We start from the raw sequence: 16,607 nt of genomic DNA, 5'->3' as shown, positions 1-16,607 counted from the left end.
TCAAAAAGTACTTTAAAGAGAAGTAATCCTCCGTAATTCGTTAGATTTCCACCATCAAAAGAAAAAGTGTTGTTTTTAGAATTGTAATTTGTTAGACTGAACATATGGGTTTCCTTTCTATTTTGATATGGTTTGCGCTTATATCATAAAGGGGAAATCCTTTTTTGTCCAGTAAAAAGTCTCACCTAATGGGTGAAAATCAAAAACTTCCAGAAACCATGATGTATCAGCGATTCTGGAAGTTTTTTTAGTTATGTATGAATAATTTGGGTTTATATATCTCGCTATTGGGTGCTCACTGCCCGTCGTACTAGAAAGGGAGAGCACCTATACTGTACTCTCCCGTATTCAATTATCGAGTTCCCTAACTGTTTAGATCTACTAAACAGATTTAGAAATGGAATCAATTAGAGGTTAATGAAGGTTGCTTTACAGAGAAGCTTTACTCTCTATCTTTTGTAACTTAAATAGCATGTCATAGTCATTAGCACTCTTCTAGTTACCCATTACAGTTGAGAAAAACCATAAAAGATTAGTCTTCTTCCCGTTTTTTAGCGATCACTCCTAGACTTGCAAGACCTGCAAGACCACCTGCTACAAGTATAGTAGCGGAGTCTGCTGTACCTGTATTTGGAAGAGTCTTAACTTCCGCTACCGGAGATTCAACTACTGGAGATTCAACTGGTGGGCAAGTTTCTTCTACTTTTGTACCCTTGCGGACAATCCGTTTCACAGGAGCTACTGTTTCAACACTCTCATGAGCCATTACTTCACCTGTTTCAGGGTTGAGGCTGTAGGTAATACGGGTAATCCGGTTACCAACTTGACCTTCAACTTCGACACAGATTTGTCCCAATGGAAGATTTGAATCTTCAATCACTTCTTCCTCAAATGGAAGTTCTTCCACTTTCTCGACTGGCTTGAGGCCAACTCGGATAATCTGATCAACAGCTTCTTTAAGGATGCTTCCATTTGGATGACGAACACCTTCTTGTCCTTCTTGATCAATCACTCGTTGACCAGCAGTCAAGGTCACATCACCTTTGTAGATAATCTTGAAGGCGATTGGGCTAGTCTGTCCAACTCCTCGTTTCACAAGGCGATTAACGGCCTCCTGACGCTCCACGATTGGCTCTTGAGCAGTCACTTGACCGGTCTGAATGTCAAGAACATAGTTAGTAGTGCGTATTTCTTTACCTGCTTGGCCCTCAATAAGCACAACTTCCTGATCCGTTGGCAACATCATAGGATCATCTTGATAGACAGTCTCAAAGGCTAGCTCTGTCTCAACAACAAGCGGTTTCACGCCCACTCGAACCACCCGAGCAACTGGATCACTTGTCCGCTCAACTACCTCAGGTTGGGCAATTACTTGACCGGTTTCAACATCCAATACATAAGTTGTCGTATAGGTGTCTAAGCCTTTTTGACCTTCTTGATCAACAACTTGTTGACCAGCAGTCATTTCTTTATCTTCTTGATAAACAATTGAAAACTCAAGCTCAACCGTCCGCATAGTTGGTTTGGTTCCCACTTCAATAACCTCCGCAACAGGCTTAATCGTAAGAGCTTCGGTCTCAGGCTGTGCTGTTACCTGGCCATTAGCTGTATCCAAGACATAGCTAACGGTAAAGGTCTTCTGACCAGTTTGTCCCTCAACCAAGGTCCGACGACTGTTAGCAGCCATCTCTTTATCTTCCAGATAACGGGTTGCAAAAGCAACTGTCTCTATTCGCTGACTTGGACGAGTTCCCACTTCAATGACCTCTGTAACAGGCTGAATCGTAAGAGTTTCTGTCTCGGGCTGTGCTATCACCTGGCCATTGACTGTATTCAAAACATAAGTAATAGTAAAGGTCTTCTGACCAGTCTGTCCTTCCACTACGGTCTGACGACTATTAGCAGCCATACCGCTAGCTTCCAGATAACGAGTCGCAAAGGCGACTGTCTCTGTTCGCTGACTTGGACGAGTTCCTACTGCAACAATCTGATCCACAACTTCCTTGGAGATACTACCGTTAGGATGACGAACTCCGTGTTGACCTTGAATCCGAATATCTGTCTCACCTGCAGCAAGAGTTGCATCTGCAACATAATGCGTTTCAAATGGAAGTTCCGTATTTTGACCAACCCCACGTTTAATGATTTGATCAATCGCAGCTGTCTCCATTACTATTGGTGTCAAGGCTGTAACTTGCCCTGTTGCCTGATTCAAGCGGTAGTTAGTTGTAGTTACCCGTTGTCCAGCTTTACCTGCCTGCACAACAACTTCTGGATCACTGGTAAGCATACTTGGATCCTCTTGGTGGATTGTTTGATAAGCCAATGCTTCCGTAGCAACTACGGGCTTAATTCCAACTTGAATCATAGCTGGTACCATTTCACGAGTTACACTTCCATTTGGATGACGTAATCCGACCTGTCCAGCAACCAAGACCTGTTGTTCTCCAGCTGCTAATTCAGTAGTAGCAAGATAAACAGTAGTAAATGGAATCTCCTTGTCTTGTCCCACACCACGTTTAATGATTTGATTAACTGCCGCTGTTTCTTGAACAACTGGAGTTTGCGCACTGACAAGACCTGTCTTCTCATCCATAACATAATTGGTAGTTGTCACACGTTGCCCCGCCTGACCTACTTGAACTAAGACCTCAGGGTCACTAGCTTTCATAGAAGTATCTTCTTGATAGACTGTCTGATACGGAAGAGTTTCCGTCATGACTACTGGTTTTACACCAACTTGAACTAGTTCTGCAATTGCCTCTTTAGTAATGCTGCCATTAGGATGACGAAGACCCTTTTGACCTGCAATGACAACAACTTTCTGACCAGCCTCAAGAGAGTTTGTTCCCAAGTAAACAGTTGTAAATGGAATTTCAGTTTCCTGACCAACTCCACGCTTGATAATCTGATCAACTGCAGCTTTTTCAAGAACCACAGGTGTCTGTGCTGTCACCAACCCTGTCTTCTCGTCCATGACATAACTTGTAGTTGTTACACGTTCTCCTGCTTGTCCTGCCTGTACTAAGACTTCAGGATCATCTGCTTTCATAGCAGCATCTTCTTGATATACTGTTTGGTATGGAAGAGTCTCACTCACAATAAGTGGTTTCACACCAACTTGGATTATTTGTGCAACTGCCTCTTTGGTAATACTGCCATTAGGATGGCGAACACCTTCAACTCCTGGCGTAAGAATTTGTTGAGTACCTGCATCCAAAGCTGTTGTCGACATATATACAGTATCAAATGGTAAGCTGGTATCTTGGCCAACTCCTCGTTTGATAACACGGTTCACTGCAGCCACAAGTACCTCTGTCGGAGTATTCGCAGTCACTTGACCATCTTGGCTATTTAAGCTATAGGTAGTCGTTACCGTTTTTAATCCATTTTGACCTTCAACAACGACCACTTCTGGATCTGCCGCCTTCATCGTAGCATCGTCTTGGTAAACTGTCTCAAAATTCAAGACGGTTTCTACAACCAATGGTTTCACACCAACTTGAATGACCTGATTAATAGGCATTACACTGATGCTACCATTCGGATGGCGAGTCCCTTCTACACCTGGAGTTACTACTTGTTGTTCTCCAGCTGCCAACTCCATACTTGCCACATAAAGAGTTTCAAATGGAATCTTACTTTCCTGCCCAACTCCTCGTTTGACAACACGGTTCACTGCAGCTACAAGTACCTCTGTCGGAGTATTCGCAGTCACTTGACCATCTTGGCTATTTAAGCTATAGGTAGTCGTTACCGTTTTTAATCCATTTTGACCTTCAACAACGACCACTTCTGGATCTGTTGCCTTCATCGTAGCATCATCTTGATAAACTGTCTCAAAATTCAAGACGGTTTCTACAACCAATGGTTTCACACCAACTTGAATGACCTGATTAATAGGCGCAACACTGATGCTACCATCCGGATGGCGAGTCCCTTCTACACCTGGAGTCACTACTTGTTGTTCTCCAGCCGCCAATTCCATACTTGCCTCATAAAGAGTTTCAAATGGAATCTTACTTTCCTGCCCAACTCCACGACGAATGACACGATTAACAGCTTCAACAATCTCTTCAACTGGTTTGCTAGGAGTCACAGTACCGTCATTTACGTTAACAGTATAGGTAATTTTCACTGTTTTTTTACCATCTTGACCCTCAGTAACTACTATTTCCGGATCATCAGACTTCATATTTACATCATCGATATAGGTTGTCTCAAACGGAATAGTCGAAACCTCTACAGATGGCTTCGTTCCAATCCTATAAACACGGTTAATAGCTGGACGAACAAGAACAGTTATAGGCTCGCTAGCCTTCACCTCACCTGTCTCTGTATTTAATGTATAACTTGTTGTTGTCTGCTCTAAACCTACAACTCCAGCATTCGAAATAGATTCCCAACCCAATTCCTTCTCGTCATCTCCTCGATAGGATACTTGATATGGAATTGTCTTTTCTGTAACTTTGGATTCTGTCCCTACTTGGATAACCTTATCAACAGCTTCCCTTGAAACACTACCGTTAGGTTCAAGAAGTCCCTCGATACCTTCTACTACGATTTCTTGCTTCCCAGCCTCTAACTTGTCATTAGCAACATAAACAGTTTTATATGGAATTAGGCTCGATTGACCTGTTCCTCGGCGAATAACTTTATCAATTGCATCTACAGTCTCTACAGTCGGCGTATTTGCAACTGCGACTCCAGTAGTTGTATCCAAAGTATAGGTAGTTGTAGTTGTCTTACTACCCTCTTTTCCTTCTGTCACAACTATTTCTGGATCTGTCGATTTCATGCTTGGATCGTTTTCATAGACTGTCTTATAAGGAACCGGTTCCGTTACCACTGTTGCTTTAGTTCCCACTTTTACGACTTTGGAAACTGGCTCCTTCGTAACAACCGGTTCTCCTCTTACTTCAACAACTTCGTTCCCATCTTTACGATAGGTTGTTGTAATCGTTTGCTCTCCATCGACACCTTCACGTTCAACCTGCTGACTGTTTACCTCAAGAGTCTCATCAGCCTTATATTCTGTTGTAAATGGAATTGGAGATGTTTCTACTTTAGGATCTGGTATTTTTGGCCCAACAATTTCTTCTACTGCTTGCTTAAAAGCCTTCAAATCTAGGTGAACGGTAGCCAGCGTTGAATTTCGAACAACGGTATTACTACTTCCATAATCCGGACTAAAAAATCTATTATAGTTAGGATTATTAGCAGTTCCCACAACTAAATTAATATTTCCATAATCAATTTTGGAAGTTACCACACGAGAATAAAACTCTATTTTGTTTTTTTGTCCAATATTCGCCTTGACATTAGGACTCCAAAAAGTAGTTAAACCATCACCTGCACCCGATGCTGGAAGTTTTTGTCCATTCACAGTAAATGAATTAGCGATTACTTGGAAATTATTAGCCGCAGCATAACCAAGTGAGATAGGTGCCTGACTTGCTCTGCCATTAACAACTGTCGGAGTGTAATCCAATTCAAAACGAATTAACTCCGTTGTATCTGTATGTCCCTCTGGAACCAAATATCCTCTAAAGTCTGTAATCTTCCCTCCAGGCTGATTAGCTAAACTCGGTAGGGGACCGTAGACTTGCGTTTCTCCTGGTTTAGCAGCCCTAAACATAGATGACGCTAAGGATTCCTTCGCTACTACTTTTTCCTCGCCACTTCCTGCAGCTTCTGGAATAATACTAGTATTATCTTCTTTTAGGGACGACGTCTTCTCAAGAATCTCCTCATCTGATGGATTTCCCTCTTTCTCTTTTAGTTCCGGAATAGAGGTGATTGATGGAATTTCAGTTTCAGGCTCAGGTTCAGTTACAGACAATAGTGGTTCCGCTACATAGACCGTAGCTTCCGAATTTGTCTCAGATTCAGATGTGTTTCCAACATCAGTTACCACCGAACTTTCTACAGTAGCTACTTCAGGTGATACTGCACTATCAGCTTGAACATTATTTTCTGAAAAAAGTAACGTTCCAAGCAACACCGAAGCTGTACCATATGAACATTTACGAAGTGAGAATCTCTGAACTTGGCGATTAAACATACCTTTCTTCATATGCTATTTTGGTCTCCTCTATAAAATAAGTAATTTAACATAGAATTGAAGTTTAAAATAAACAAAACTACATTGCACTTCATCTTACCATATTATCAGCATTCTGTAAAGAAATTCCAATCTGGAGTATGGGTCAAATGACTCTCAGAAAGTTAAAAAATCAGTCTCAAATCTAGGAAAAGCGTGAAATTTAGTTTGTAAAAAGATACAAATACATTAATATTAAATGATTTGTGTAGAATGGACATTGGGAATCCAATCCCTACTTTTTTTATTCTAAGTATTTCCATAACTTTAGATAAATTTCGGCAGTCCTTTAATTTCTCAAAAATCTCTGACACAATAGTCATAGATTCTATATCTTCTCAGCTTGATTCGATACTCCCTAGGATATAGCTAAAACAAGCAACAATCGTAAAGAAAAAGTAGTGAGAGAATCTTTCATTGAAGATTACCCTCACTACTAATCTCATCGTATTTGAAGTTGATTATGGGCACCTCTAAAAACCAGAAGTATTCCGTTATGTAAAAAAGAAGGGACGCTTACCCTCCAATTTCCAGCAAGCGTCCCTTTATTTCCTATTTTTCTATCCCTATTATCGGGAGAATTCTGATTTTTGGGCACACTAAACCCATGTATTCAAATTCAGTCGTTTGATTTGTTCAAAACGACAAATATTGTACATCAGATTTATGAGTGTGATATTAGTCTTGGCACGCTTCAAGCCAATCCCCCAGAATGTACTACCCTTCATAGTGTTTTCAATAAAACCAAAGACATGTTCTACTCGGCAACGAATTCGAGATAATTTCCGGTTAAACTTATTGTCGGTCTCGGTGAGTGGGGCATTACGATAAGTCTGTAGAGAGCTTCGCTCTCCTTATCTTATAACTCAGATAGCATACAATGCTATCTGAACCGCACTACCATGTATGAAGACCTGCTTAAAATAAATTTTCGATAAAAAGAGGAGGGGGGGTAGAGGTGCCCTTATAAATAGAAAAGAAAATGAGGTTCAAACTTGTCCATCCTCATTTTTATTATTGTCCAAATAAACGTGCCCAGAAACCCTTGTGTATTTGATTTTCTACTTGCTTCTTAGCTTCATCTAATTCCAATTTCAAACTATCTTTATCATTCATGGCCATTAGGGTCAGTTGCTGTTGCTGGTCTAACTGCTTATCTTTCTCGGCAATTTGATCATCCTTGGTGCGGATTTGCTGATCTTTAGATTTCAATTGCTCATGCAAGCGTTGGATTTCCTTCTCTTGGCGTATAATCTCTTCATTTTTCTCGTCAACCAAGATTTGTAAAATTTCTTTTTCTTTTGCATCTTCGCTGATAGGCTCATCTTCGAAGATAGATGTTTTGTAATGATTTTCTAATTTAATCAAGCCACTTTTGGTAACAACCGTCACACCTTTCTCATTCTTAGACAAATCCTCAGGTGGTAGAGTTTTAATACGATCATTGACGGCTTGGCGGCTAACCCCTACAATCTCAGAAATTTCCCGTACGGTTTTCTCAATTGCCATATTACCCTCATTGTACTTTTACTTTTTCCTTTTTTGGTATTTAAATCTTAACACATCCCCCTTAGACTGTCAAATAATCCGAAATTTCTAAAACCTATGATACAATGACTGTATGAAGCATTTTGAAACTATTGTATTAGGTGGCGGTCCTGCAGGTATGATGGCTACCATAGCAAGTGCCTACTACGGGCAAAAAACCCTTCTCATCGAAAAAAATCGTCGTTTAGGTAAGAAGCTCGCAGGTACGGGAGGTGGTCGCTGCAATGTGACCAACAACGGAACCTTGGAAGATCTCATTACCAATATACCTGGTAATGGCCATTTTTTATACAGCGTCTTTTCCCAATTTGACAACCACGATATTATTCGTTTTTTTGAAGAAGAGGGAGTAGAGCTTAAAATCGAAGATCATGGGCGTGTCTTTCCTAAAAGCGATAAGTCGCGCACCATTATCGAAGCCTTAGAGAATAAAATAAAAACACTGGGAGCCTCCATTCTAACCCAAACAGAAATTGTATCCGTTAAAAAAAAGAACCAGTTTTTTCATCTCCGCTCCTCTGATCAAGAGTGGACTTGTCAACGTCTAATTGTCACAACCGGTGGAAAAACCTATCCTTCCACAGGATCAACTGGATTCGGTCATGACATCGCTCGCCACTTCCAACATCATATCACTGAATTAGAAGCTGCCGAAAGTCCTGTTCTAACCGATTTTCCCCATAAGGAGTTACAAGGAATTTCTCTCGATGAGGTCATCCTGAAACTAGGCAAGCGAGAAATTCGCCACGACCTCCTCTTTACCCATTTTGGTCTGTCTGGTCCAGCCGCTTTACGAATGTCATCCTTCATCAAGGGCGAAGAAACCATTGAAATTGACCTACTCCCTGATCACTCCAAGGAAGAGCTGTCCTCTCTCTTGGAACAGAACCGGGATAAGCAAGCCAAGAACTTCTTCAAAACGCTCTTACCCGAACGAGTGGCCCTCTTCTTACTTGGAAATCTAGCCGAACTACCTATCAAACAAATCCCTTCCAAAGAATGGGAGCAGGTTCTACTAAAAATCAAAGGCCTCCAGGTTCCCGTAACAGGGAAAATGTCCCTGGCCAAATCCTTTGTGACCAAAGGAGGAGTTGACCTCAAAGAAATCAATCCCAAAACTTTGGAAAGCAAACTCGTTCCCGGCCTCCACTTTGCTGGGGAAGTCATGGACATCAACGCCCACACAGGTGGCTTCAACATCACCAGTGCTCTTGCCACCGGTTGGGTAGCTGGTAGTTCCATCTCCTACGACTAAAACCTAAAAAACAGATGTTTCAAGTGCTGATGAAGGCACCATATGAGACATCTGTTTTTTGATACTACTCCTCTGAAATCGCCTGTTCCCGAAGAACTGGGAAGGCCAAGCTTGGCTTCGCATTCAAATCCCAAGAAGCCAAACGTCCTTTATTCCATTCGCTCACACTCGCATAGGCAATCATTCCTGCATTATCACCACACAAGCGTAGAGGAGGAATCACCACCGGAATATCCTGTATTTCCTCAGCTAGACGCTGACGTAAACCGGTATTGGCTGCGACACCACCTGCAACAACCAGCATCTTCACAGGATACTTCTCTAAAGCTTTTTTCGTTTTTCCGATTAAGATATCCAAAACCGCTGCTTGAAAACTTGCTGCAAGATCCACTTGACTGAGTTCTTGCCCCTTTTGTTGTGCATTATGATAAAGATTAATAAAGGCTGATTTTAAACCTGAAAAAGAAAACTCCAAATTATCTTCTTGCAACATCGCTCGAGGAAAATTGTAAACATCTCGACCTTGATGAGCCAACTCATCAATCTGTCGACCCGCTGGGTAAGAAAGACCCATCACACGTCCCGCCTTATCGTAGGCTTCACCGACAGCATCATCGCGCGTTTCGCCCACAATATGATATTCCCCTGGCTCTGTTACATAGACCAATTCCGTATGGCCACCACTGACCAAAAGAGCTAGTAATGGAAATTCTAAGTCTACCTGGTCCTGCGCTGCCATGAGGTGACCGGCCATGTGGTTCACAGGAATCAAAGGAAGCCCATGCGCCCACGCAAAGGCTTTAGCCGCAGATAGCCCGACTAACAGAGCTCCAACTAAACCTGGACCATAGGTCACTGCGACAGCATCTACATCTGTTGCTTCAATCGTAGCTTCCTGTAAAGCCTCCTCTATACAAGCCGTAATAATCTCCACATGGTGACGACTCGCAACTTCGGGCACCACACCACCAAAGCGTTTATGACTCTCAATTTGGCTGGCAATGATGTTGGATACGAGCTCTCCATCTTTTAACACTGCCACACTGGTTTCATCACAAGAAGTCTCAAACGCCAGAATAATCGTTTCTTTCATGAAACTCTCCTTTCATCACTAAGGCATCCTCGGGTGGATTCTGGTAATAGGCTGGACGTCGACCTACTTCCACAAATCCTACAGATTCATAAAGCCTACGAGCAGCTTGATTCGACTCCCTTACCTCTAAAAAATAAGGTTGTCCCTTGGGAAGCGAGTCCAACAGACGCCGAGCAAGACCGCGGCCACGATAGACCGGTAAAACCCCCACTTGTAGAATCTCTCGCTCCCCTGTCAAGTCTTGGAACACACAAAGCGCCACCAAATCGGCTCCTTCTCGTAGAACATAGAAATGAATATCCTCACGCTCCAAATCCTGAGCAATCATTTTCTGAGTCCAGGGAGATCCCTTCGGATACACCTGATTTAAAAAATTAAATATCTGCTGGCTAGATAATGACTTCATACGCGTCGAATATAGGACTCTCCGTGGTCCTCAACTCCCTGCTTCTCCAGCCATTGCTCCTCTGCCTCTACCCGTTTTAAATAATTAGGAACGAGAGCATGAGGTAAGATCGGCTGCGCATCTGTTACCTGAACTAGAACCCCTGCATCCGGTAGGGTAGCGCGAATCCTTGCATGAGGCAAGATCTGATGAATCAGCTCTTCAAAAGCCGCAACCTCGCCAACAAAAATGACCTCAGACCAATCCTTAACGAGCTCTAAAACAGATTCTATCGCATAATAACCTTCTTCATGCAACACCGTATCCCCCTGATAGAAACCAGCATATACATGGTTACGCCGAGCGTCCACTAAAGACACAACGGGCTTCAATAGATCTGCTGGAACTAGTGCTCTTAAACTCGAAACTGCGACTAGCTCAATTCCAAGCGTCTGAGCCAATACTTTGGCCGTCGTCACGGCAATACGCACCCCTGTATAAGAACCTGGTCCATAAGCTACCACAATCCGATTCAAGTCCGCCGGTTTTACATCACAAGATTGGCATAAAAAATCGATGGTCGGCATCAAGGTAATACTGTGATTTTTCTTCATGGCCAAGGTGACTTGTCCGACCATTTTATCACCATCCAACAAGGCTACCGACAAAGCTTGATTGGAGGTATCCATGGCTAAAACTTTCATATGATTCTATCGTCCTTACTTGATTATCCCTTTTATTTTATGATATAATCAGCATTATTGCAACGAAACAAAATCTAATTATACTGAGAGGAAGGAGTTGGTTCTTCTGTATGTCGCTCCTTCCTTTTCCTATGAAATTCGCAATACTAGAAAGGATAACCTATGATTTTTAAAGTCTATTACCAAGAAGTCAAAGATCGGAGTCCCCGTCGAGAAACCACTCGCTCTCTCTATCTAGACATCGATGCTCAGACAGAATTAGAAGGTCGCATCAAAGCACGGCAATTAGTAGAAGCCAATACCGCCTATAATATTGAGTTGATTGAAGCTCTCTCCGATAATCACCTAGCCTACGAGCAAGAAAATGAACACTTCGCATTAACGGAGTTCCCATCATGAGCTACCAGCTAAAAAAAGAGGAAGTAGGAGTCTTTGCCATTGGTGGACTCGGAGAAATTGGGAAAAACACCTATGGTATTGAGTACCAAGATGAGATCCTCATTGTTGACGCTGGAATCAAATTTCCCGAAGATGATTTACTCGGTATTGACTACGTCATTCCAGACTACTCCTATATCGTCGACAATCTTGATCGTGTCAAAGGAGTCTTAATCACTCATGGTCACGAAGATCACATCGGAGGCATTCCTTTCCTCCTCAAACAAGCCAATATTCCTATCTATGCAGGACCTTTGGCACTAGCTCTTATTCGCGGAAAATTAGAAGAACACGGATTACTACGAGATGCCAAGCTCTTTGAAATCAATCACAATAGTGAGCTACAATTCAAGCACCTCAAAGCCACTTTCTTCCGTACAACCCACTCCATTCCAGAGCCACTAGGAATTGTTATTCACAGTCCACAAGGTAAGATTGTTTGTACCGGTGACTTCAAATTTGATTTCACCCCTGTCGGTGAGCCTGCTGATCTGCATCGAATGGCTGCCATCGGAGAATCTGGGGTCTTGGTCTTACTCTCTGATTCGACCAATGCCGAGATTCCAACCTTTACAAACTCTGAAAAAGTGGTGGGACAATCCATCATGAAAATCATCGAAGACATTGAGGGACGTATTATTTTTGCTTCCTTTGCTTCCAATATTTTCCGACTCCAGCAAGCTGCTGAAGCTGCTGTCAAAACCGGACGTAAAATTGTTGTCTTTGGTCGTTCGATGGAGAAAGCAATTCTTAACGGAATTGAGTTAGGATATATCAAAGTTCCCAAAGGAACCTTTATTGAACCTAACGAAATCAAGGAATATCCAGCAGAAGAAATCCTCATCATGTGTACCGGTAGTCAAGGAGAATCCATGGCTGCCCTATCACGAATCGCGAATGGAACCCACCGTCAAGTACAACTTCAACCTGGAGACACCGTGATCTTCTCCTCCAGTCCTATTCCTGGAAATACAACCAGCGTGAATAAATTGATCAACAAAATCATTGAAGCTGGAGTTGAGGTTGTTCATGGAAAAATCAATAACATCCATACTTCCGGACACGGTGGTCAACAGGAGCAAAAACTCATGCTTCGCTTGATTAAACCGAAATACTTTATGCCCGTACACGGTGAGTACCGCATGCAAAAAATCCATGCCCAACTAGCTGTTGACACAGGTGTAGAGAAAGATAATGTCTTTATCATGAAAAACGGAGATGTGCTCGCTCTAACGGCCAACTCTGCTCGTATCGCTGGCCATTTCAATGCTCAAGATATCTACGTAGACGGAAACCGAATCGGGGAAATCGGAGCCGCCGTACTTCGTGATCGCAAAGACTTATCAGAGGATGGTGTTGTCTTAGCTGTTGCAACTGTTGACTTCAAGAGCAAGATGATTCTAGCAGGTCCGGATATCCTTAGTCGTGGTTTCATCTATATGCGTGAATCAGGTGATTTAATTCGCCAAAGCCAACGCATTCTCTTCAACGCTATTCGTATCGCCTTGAAGAATAAAGAAGCCAGCATTCAATCCGTTAATGGTGCGATTGTCAATGCTCTAAGACCTTTCCTTTATGAAAACACAGAACGAGAACCAATTATTATCCCAATGGTCCTAACACCAGACGACGAAAAGCAGTGAGTTAAACTCACTGCTTTTTAGTTTTCTAAACAGGTAATTACCTGCTCCAGAGCGTCTACTTGGACATCAACTCCAAAAGGAAGGATACAGCGTGGGGTCGCATGGCCGATATTGAGATTGGCCAAAATTGGAAAATCTGGATTATCGACAACATCTACCAAGATTTGATGATAGTCCTCCATATAGATTTGATCTTGCGGTTTTCCAAAAAGAAGTCCCTTGACAACCTCAAAAAGACCATAATCCTTCAAGGTCCGAAGCATCTTCTCAAAGTCCTTTGGACTAGATTTTTCCTCACTGGTTTCCAAGAGAAGGATTTTCCCAGACCAATCCTCCAAGCTTGGGAAGAGTTGGTATTTTTGGCAAAGTTCTACCTGATCCGAGAAGCGACTACCCTCAAGTATTTCATAGAGAGACTCGAGACAACCTCCAAGAATGGAGCCCGTAAAAGTACTCGGACCTTGCAAGTGGAGAAAACCTTGATTTGGCTGAGAAGGCATGGATTTCCCCAGACCAGCGGGACTGAAGTCTTCCCTTTCTTGATACCAAAGCGTACTTGGACGAATCTCTTCAATCTTCCCTTTTTCCACAAGTTCTTCAAAATAAGAACGCGTATAGGGGAGCATATCATCGGCTAATTCACAGACGTCTGGCAGAAAAGCTTGGCCATAAAAAGTCTGTAAGCCGAGCTTATGCAACATGAGGTGGTTAATCGTCGTATCCGAAAATCCTAAGAAAATTTTAGAAGATAAGACCTGCTTGAGTTGATCGTCTGCCAAAAGATACGGGAGCAAGCGATACGTATCGAAACCTCCAATGGCACAAAGGATCATATCCAATGAAGGCTCTGTAAATGCATCCAACAAATCTTGAGCACGCGCCTCTGGATGTTGGTCTAAGTAATCCATTCCCTTCAAGGCATTGGGCAAAGTCACAACTTCTATACCTAAATTTTGCAAGCGACGCAAGCCTAGCTCCAGTTCATGTGCAATAAAATCCTCCCCGAGGATCCCACTCGAAAGGCTCACAATTCCAATTTTCTTTACTCTCATCTTGAAATCCTCCAACTCATAAAAACTCATTTCAAAACAGCATTAATCAATATCCGTCTCTTCTCCTTCAAAAGTAGAGAGCTGCTGCACAACCACCTTCAACTCCTCTAAGCCATACTCTTTTTGGCGATGTACAATTTCTTGAACATCGCCGACTGTTAACTTAGGACCTATCACAATCAGTCGTAGTTCTTTCTTCTCATCATCAAAACGTTGGCTTAAGACGCTTTGTTCAGGCAATTGATGTTCCACAAACAATCGAATATTCTCCTCAACCATCCGTTTATCTGTCGCAAGTTTAGCTGGGATGGCTAACAACAAACTTAGTCCCATCACTATAACGTATACCGCGTAAGTTAACGTGCAACGTTTTCGAGTCTGCTTAAAAACTTGAGACACAAGATAATGACCTAATAGAATAAAGAAAACATTGATACCAAATAGATAAAGACTTCCCTTTACATAGGCTAACTGACCAGTTGCAATCCCATAACCAGCTGCACAAAGCGGGGGAACCAAAGAGGTCGCAAGAGCCACACCAACCGCAAGATGATGGACTTCCGTCCGACGAACTCCAATAGCCCCGACGATTCCCCCGATAAAAGCCACTAGAATATTTCCAATAGTTGGAGCCACCTGACTCTCTAGCTCTGACCCAGCTAGCTTCAGCGGAGACAAGCAAAAATAGAAAACAGCCAGAAGGACAGCAACTACCACTTGTATAAATACCAACCAGCAGGAGCGTCTGATAAGAGAGAAATCTACATACGATAAGCCAACACCTATGCCAATAATTGATGGCATTAAGGGGGATAGGAGCTTAGCACCCAAAATCATCGGCATAGCATTTAAATTCAACCCGATACAGCCCACCAATACTGCAGCTACTAATAGAACCCAGTGTTGCTTTTCAAACACTAAATCCGACTTTAGCCTCTCTAGGTAGTCCCTCTCTATTTTACTATGCTCCATCCTCTAACCTCTTAGCTTTCAAAGAAAGGCCTAGCAATGACACTAGACCCTCAGATTCTTAATACATCTCTAAGTAATTCTCAATCTCCCATTGCGAAACATAAGTTGCATAGCTCGCCCATTCAATCCGCTTAGCTTCTAAGAAATTGGTATAGATATGCTCTCCCATAGCTGCCTTCACCACTTCATCTTCCGTCAAAGCCTTAAGAGCATTATGAAGAGTCGATGGTAAATCCGTAATTCCCGCTTCCTTACGCTCTTCTGGTGACATGGTATAAATATTGGACTCAATTGGTTCTGGAGCCTCAATACGGTTGGCAATCCCGTCCAAGCCTACTTCCAATAATACTGCCATAGCAATATATGGATTTGCCATTGGATCTACTGAACGAAGTTCCAAACGAGTTCCCATCCCACGACTTGCCGGTACCCGTACTAATGGCGAACGATTACGACCTGCCCAAGCAATATAAACAGGAGCTTCATAACCTGGAACTAGACGTTTGTAGGAATTAACGGTCGGATTCATCACAGCAGTATAATGATAAGCATGTTTCAACAAGCCGCCTAAGAAGTAGTAGGCTGTTTGCGATAGCTGCATGCCATTTGGATCTTCTGGATCAAAGAAGGCATTTTGACCATCCGGTCCGAATAGAGACATATTGCAGTGCATTCCAGAACCCGCAATCCCATGCTTAGGTTTTGCCATAAAGGTTGCATACATACCGTGCTTCCGAGCAATCGTCTTAACAACTAGCTTAAAAAGCTGAATTTTATCACAAGCTCGTAGAACATCGTCATATTTAAAGTCAATCTCATGCTGACCAACTGCTACCTCATGGTGACTTGCTTCTACTTCAAAGCCCATCTTGGTTAAAACATTGACGATCTCCCGACGGGTATTATCTGCCAAGTCCGTTGGAGCTAAATCAAAGTAGCCTCCCTTATCATTGACTTCCAAAGTGGGTTTTCCTTGTTCATCCATTTTAAAGAGGAAGAACTCTGGCTCTGGTCCCAAATTGAAAGAAGAGAAACCAGCTTCTTGCATCTGTTTCAAAGATTTTTTCAAATTAGAACGAGGATCTCCTGCAAATGGTTCCCCTTCAGTGGTATAAACATCACAAATCAAACCACCAACACTACCATTCTCATCTCCCCACGGGAAAACAATCCACGTATCCAAATCTGGATAGAGGTACATATCTGACTCATTGATCCTTACAAAACCTTCGATTGAAGAACCATCGAACATGGCTTTATTGCTAAGAACCTTATCTAATTGTTCATCTGTGGCTGGAATCTCAACATTCTTCATTGTTCCCAGGATATCCGTAAACATCAGACGGATAAAGGTAACATTCTTTTCTTTTACTTCTCGACGAATTTGCTCTGCGGTAACAGACATAGGAAACTC

Annotated in this window: 11 protein-coding genes and 1 pseudogene; 3 read left to right on the top strand and 9 right to left on the bottom strand. The window is 42.5% G+C overall.

Annotation, left to right across the window (positions count from 1 at the left end; translation table 11 throughout):
• Positions 1-532: 532 nt before the first annotated feature.
• The 3 genes and pseudogenes from E4T71_RS02700 to E4T71_RS02690 form a co-directional block, all read right to left on the bottom strand.
• Positions 533-6,076, bottom strand: a complete 5,544-nt coding sequence (locus tag E4T71_RS02700) for a G5 domain-containing protein (RefSeq protein ID WP_135036488.1) — start codon at positions 6,074-6,076, stop codon at positions 533-535.
• 626 nt (positions 6,077-6,702) lie between these two features.
• Positions 6,703-6,939: pseudogene (locus tag E4T71_RS02695) on the bottom strand (transposase); the annotation flags it as partial.
• A 178-nt stretch (positions 6,940-7,117) separates the two neighbouring features.
• Positions 7,118-7,612 carry a DUF536 domain-containing protein gene (locus tag E4T71_RS02690; protein WP_135036485.1) on the bottom strand — a complete coding sequence of 165 codons (495 nt, stop codon included), beginning with the start codon at positions 7,610-7,612 and terminating at the stop codon, positions 7,118-7,120.
• 112 nt (positions 7,613-7,724) lie between these two features.
• Here E4T71_RS02690 and E4T71_RS02685 point away from each other — a divergent pair, with 112 nt between their 5' ends.
• Positions 7,725-8,906, top strand: coding sequence for an NAD(P)/FAD-dependent oxidoreductase (locus E4T71_RS02685; protein WP_135036482.1), 1,182 nt, complete (start codon positions 7,725-7,727; stop codon positions 8,904-8,906).
• Between the two features lie 64 nt (positions 8,907-8,970).
• Here the strand turns inward: E4T71_RS02685 and tsaD are convergent, their stop codons facing one another.
• Genes tsaD through tsaB form a run of 3 tightly spaced genes read right to left on the bottom strand, consistent with a single transcriptional unit; the run spans position 8,971 to position 11,088 of the window.
• Positions 8,971-9,999: a tRNA (adenosine(37)-N6)-threonylcarbamoyltransferase complex transferase subunit TsaD gene (gene tsaD, locus E4T71_RS02680; protein WP_135036479.1), complete on the bottom strand. Its 1,029-nt coding sequence runs from the start codon at positions 9,997-9,999 to the stop codon at positions 8,971-8,973.
• Positions 9,971-10,405 (bottom strand): ribosomal protein S18-alanine N-acetyltransferase, encoded by a 435-nt coding sequence (gene rimI, locus E4T71_RS02675; protein WP_135036476.1) that lies wholly within the window; start codon positions 10,403-10,405, stop codon positions 9,971-9,973. The genes tsaD and rimI overlap by 29 nt, the downstream gene beginning before the upstream one ends.
• Positions 10,402-11,088 carry a tRNA (adenosine(37)-N6)-threonylcarbamoyltransferase complex dimerization subunit type 1 TsaB gene (tsaB, locus tag E4T71_RS02670; RefSeq protein ID WP_135036473.1) on the bottom strand — a complete coding sequence of 229 codons (687 nt, stop codon included), beginning with the start codon at positions 11,086-11,088 and terminating at the stop codon, positions 10,402-10,404. The genes rimI and tsaB overlap by 4 nt, the downstream gene beginning before the upstream one ends.
• A 162-nt stretch (positions 11,089-11,250) precedes the next feature.
• On the opposite strand from tsaB, the gene E4T71_RS02665 reads away from it, so the two are divergent.
• Entirely contained in the window at positions 11,251-11,487 is a 237-nt protein-coding gene (locus E4T71_RS02665) for a DNA-dependent RNA polymerase subunit epsilon (RefSeq protein ID WP_135036470.1), read from the top strand.
• Positions 11,484-13,169 (top strand): ribonuclease J, encoded by a 1,686-nt coding sequence (locus tag E4T71_RS02660; protein ID WP_135036467.1) that lies wholly within the window; start codon positions 11,484-11,486, stop codon positions 13,167-13,169. Before E4T71_RS02665 ends, E4T71_RS02660 begins: the two co-directional genes overlap by 4 nt.
• 17 nt (positions 13,170-13,186) lie before the next feature.
• Here E4T71_RS02660 and E4T71_RS02655 read toward each other — a convergent pair whose 3' ends face one another.
• Genes E4T71_RS02655 through glnA form a run of 3 tightly spaced genes read right to left on the bottom strand, consistent with a single transcriptional unit; the run spans position 13,187 to position 16,598 of the window.
• On the bottom strand, positions 13,187-14,221 hold the full coding sequence (locus E4T71_RS02655; RefSeq protein ID WP_135036460.1) for a S66 peptidase family protein: 1,035 nt from the start codon (positions 14,219-14,221) through the stop codon (positions 13,187-13,189).
• A 42-nt stretch (positions 14,222-14,263) separates the two neighbouring features.
• A complete protein-coding gene (locus tag E4T71_RS02650) occupies positions 14,264-15,193 on the bottom strand; it encodes a DUF389 domain-containing protein (protein WP_135036457.1) in 930 nt (309 codons plus the stop codon).
• Positions 15,194-15,251: 58 nt separating this feature from the next.
• On the bottom strand, positions 15,252-16,598 hold the full coding sequence (gene glnA / locus E4T71_RS02645; protein ID WP_135036454.1) for a type I glutamate--ammonia ligase: 1,347 nt from the start codon (positions 16,596-16,598) through the stop codon (positions 15,252-15,254).
• Between the last annotated feature and the right edge of the window lie 9 nt (positions 16,599-16,607).

This window comes from Streptococcus sp. WM07 (assembly GCF_004570525.1).
Classification (GTDB): Bacteria; Bacillota; Bacilli; order Lactobacillales; family Streptococcaceae; genus Streptococcus.
The sequence above is the reverse complement of the archived record's forward strand: the minus strand, read 5'-3'. Positions and strand labels throughout refer to the sequence as shown.